Annotated in this window: 4 protein-coding genes; 1 reads left to right on the forward strand and 3 read right to left on the reverse strand. The window is 70.6% G+C overall.

What is annotated here, in order from left to right; all coding sequences use genetic code 11:
- Nucleotides 1–292: 292 nt before the first annotated feature.
- The 3 genes from VMR86_02470 to VMR86_02480 are packed head-to-tail and all read right to left on the reverse strand — an operon-like array spanning nt 293 to nt 2,171.
- Nucleotides 293–931, reverse strand: a complete 639-nt coding sequence (locus tag VMR86_02470) for a nitroreductase family protein (protein ID HTO05894.1) — start codon at nt 929–931, stop codon at nt 293–295.
- Nucleotides 928–1,647, reverse strand: coding sequence for an HAD family hydrolase (locus VMR86_02475; protein HTO05895.1), 720 nt, complete (start codon nt 1,645–1,647; stop codon nt 928–930). Before VMR86_02475 ends, VMR86_02470 begins: the two co-directional genes overlap by 4 nt.
- Nucleotides 1,644–2,171 (reverse strand): TerB family tellurite resistance protein, encoded by a 528-nt coding sequence (locus VMR86_02480; GenBank protein ID HTO05896.1) that lies wholly within the window; start codon nt 2,169–2,171, stop codon nt 1,644–1,646. Before VMR86_02480 ends, VMR86_02475 begins: the two co-directional genes overlap by 4 nt.
- A gap of 110 nt (nt 2,172–2,281) precedes the next feature.
- Here VMR86_02480 and VMR86_02485 point away from each other — a divergent pair.
- On the forward strand, nt 2,282–3,157 hold an 876-nt coding region (locus VMR86_02485; GenBank protein HTO05897.1), incomplete at its 3' end, for an acyl-CoA dehydrogenase family protein.

Below are 3,157 nucleotides of genomic sequence, written 5' to 3' on the forward strand. Positions count from 1 at the left end.
CGGCCCGCGGGGGGAACGTCGGAGCAGCGCAGCTCTTCGCCGTTCCAGAGCACCAGCCGCAGGCGCGGGTCGCCGCGCGTCTCGAGCAAGCGCTGGCACATCCACCGCTCGAGGGGACTGACGGTGGCCCTGCCGTTCACCTTCCACGTCATGGTTACCTCCTCGGCTCCATGTCAGGGGATCGGGTCAGTGAATGGACGAATACGTCTCGATCAACAGCATAAACCGGGCCAGTGAGGAGTGGGAGCTCGGAGTCCGCCCCGAGTCCGCCCGCGCGAGACCTGCGCGGGCTTCACCTGTCCGAGAAGGCGTCCCAGTGCAGGCACTCGCTCACGGGGCGGCGCGGTGGGCGGCCGTGCTTGCCGACCGGCCAGCCGATGGGCAGCAGGGCCGCCGTGGGGCATTTCTCCGGCAGTCCCAGCCAGGCGTCGCACTCCGCGCCGAAGCTGCGGTGGAGCGTCGTGAGCGAGGCGCCCAGCCCCACGGCACGACAGGCGAGCAGGACGTTTTGTACACACGGGAACAGCGCCTGCGTCTGGGCCTCGCCGCGGCGCATCCAGCCCGCCACGAACAAGTGTACGGGCGCCTCGTGCAGGTGATCGGCGAGGTGGATCGCCGCCTTCATGTTGCGCCGGCCCGCCTCCGGATAGCTCGGATCCTTGGCGGCTTCCAACGCCGGCGCGATGTAGCGATGGAAGCCCGCGCGGTAGCGTTCCGCGACCCAGGCGCGCCGCGCCGGCTCGGTGACCGCGATGAAGATCCACGGCTGGCGGTTGCCGCCGCTCGGCGCGAAGGTGCCGGCCTCGCAGACCTTGGCGATCAGCTCGCGCGGCACCGGGTCGGGACGCAGCCGGCGGATTGCGCGGGTGGTGCGGATGCCCTCGAGCAGCGGGACGTCCTCGCCCAGCGCGGCGACGTCTTTCGGTGTCACGCCACGAGCTCGAGCAGCTCCGGGAAGCGGCGGATCACGTGGTGCGGCTTCGGCCCGTCCGACGGCGGCTCGCGCTCGTCGCTGTGCCAGATCAGCACCGAGGTCATGCCCAGCCCGTTCGCGCCGCCCACGTCGTGGAACAGCGAGTCGCCGACGAAGAGCGCCTCGCCCGGCGCGCAGCCCGCGTGCGCGAGCGCCTGCTGGAAGATCCCGGCTGCCGGCTTGCACGAGCGCGCGCGCTCGCTCGACAGCACGGCGTCGAAGTCGCTCCGCACGCCGGCCACGTCGAGCAGGTGGTCGAGCTGGTCGTCGTCGATGTTCGACACCATGCCGAGGTGCAGCCCGCGGCGGCGCAGCTCGGCCAGGGTCTCGCGCACGAGCGGGCGCAGCGCGAAGTCGCGCCGGTGGCACTCCCACTGAAAGCGGCGGTAGCGCGCCAGCAGCTCGTCGTCGGCCGCCGCGTCGAACTGCCCGAGCATGTCGCGCACCGCGTCGCCGAACAGGTCGCGGTGGAAGTAGAACTCGCGGTCGCGGTAGCCGCCGAACACGCGCTTCATCGCGTCGCGGTGCGCGCGCGCGATCCGGTCGACCGGCGCTTCCACGCCGGCCCAGCGCGCGAGCTGACCCAGGCTCTCGGCCTCCGCCCGCGCGAAGCAGCGGTAGTCGTAGAGCGTCCCGCCGAAATCGAACAGGATGGCGCGCTTGGGCGTGTTCACTCCGGCATGTCCTTCAGCACCGACAGCTGGTCGCGGTAGGCCGCGCGCACGGAGGCGATCTCGGTCGGCGAGAAGCCGAGCTCCTCGCCGATCAGCGTGATCTCCGTGTTCTCCACGACCGAGATGTTCTGGTCCGCCGCCGCCACCGCGAACAGGCAGCGCAGCAGGTCCACCCGCTGCGCGCGGTTCGACATGTCCTTGAACTGGCGCGTGACCAGGTAGTTCTCGGTGCCGCCGAGCGCCGTCGCCTGGGTCTTGGCCATCTGCACGACCAGCAGCGCCTGCGCTTCGGAGAGGGTCGAGTACTCGCGCACCAGCTTCAGCATCTGCTCGGTCTCCTCGCCGGAGATCTCGAGGTCGGCGCGCGCCACGCGCGCGAGCACGAACGCGAACGCGGCGAGAAAGCGGGCCTCGACGGGCGGGAGCGCGTCGAGCTCGGCGGCGATGCGCCGCACCGTCGCGGTGTCGCGGGCGGCGTCTTCGCCGTCGCCGCGGAGCCCGAGCAACTTCTGCAGCGCCCTCATGCGAGCGTATGGAAGCCAAAGCGCCCGGCGGCGGCAACCCCGGTTGCGGCCCCAACCTCGCCGCCCGTACGATACGCCGCGCGCCGAGCGCGCCCTCGAAGGGAGAGCCCATGGAGAATCTCGACCGCTTCCGCGCGGATGTCGCCAAGTGGCTGGAGGAGAACTGCCCGGCCTCGATGCGCAAGCCGCCGACGTCGGAGGAGGACTCGAACTGGGGTGGCCGCCGGAAGGTCTACAAGAACCCCGAGGAGAAGCTCTGGCTCGACCGGATGGCGGCCAGGGGCTGGACCACGCCGACCTGGCCGAAGGAGTACGGCGGCGGCGGCCTGTCGAACGCGGAGGCGCGCGTGCTCTCCGAGGAGATGCGCAAGATCCGCGCGCGGCCGCCGCTGATCAGCTTCGGCATCACCATGCTCGGCCCGGTGCTGCTCGAATACGGCAACGAGGAGCAGAAGCGCGAGCACCTGCCCAGGATCGTGCGCGGCGAGATCCGCTGGTGTCAGGGCTACAGCGAGCCCGGCGCGGGCAGCGACCTCGCGGGCCTGCAGACGCGCGCCGAGGACAAGGGCGACCACTACCTGGTGAACGGCCAGAAGATCTGGACCTCGTACGCGAACTACGCCGATTGGATCTTCTGCCTGGTGCGCACCGACACGAACGCGCCCAAGCACGACGGCATCTCGTTCCTCTTGTTCGACATGGAGACGCCGGGCGTGTCGGTGTCGCCGATCAAGCTGATCAGCGGCAGCTCGCCGTTCTGCCAGACCTTCTTCCAGGACGTGAAGGTCCCCAAGAAGAACCTGGTGGGCGTTCCGAACGGCGGCTGGACGATCGCGAAGAAGCTACTGCAGCACGAGCGCGAGATGATCGGCGGGATGGGCTTCGGCCTGGGCGGCAGCGGCGGTGGCACGCTCGAGGTGACCGCGAAGGAGTACTGCGGCGAGGCGAACGGCCGGATCGCCGACCCGATCGTGCGCGAGCAGGTC

Source organism: Myxococcota bacterium, assembly GCA_035498015.1.
In the GTDB taxonomy this organism is placed as follows: Bacteria; Myxococcota_A; UBA9160; order SZUA-336; family SZUA-336; genus VGRW01.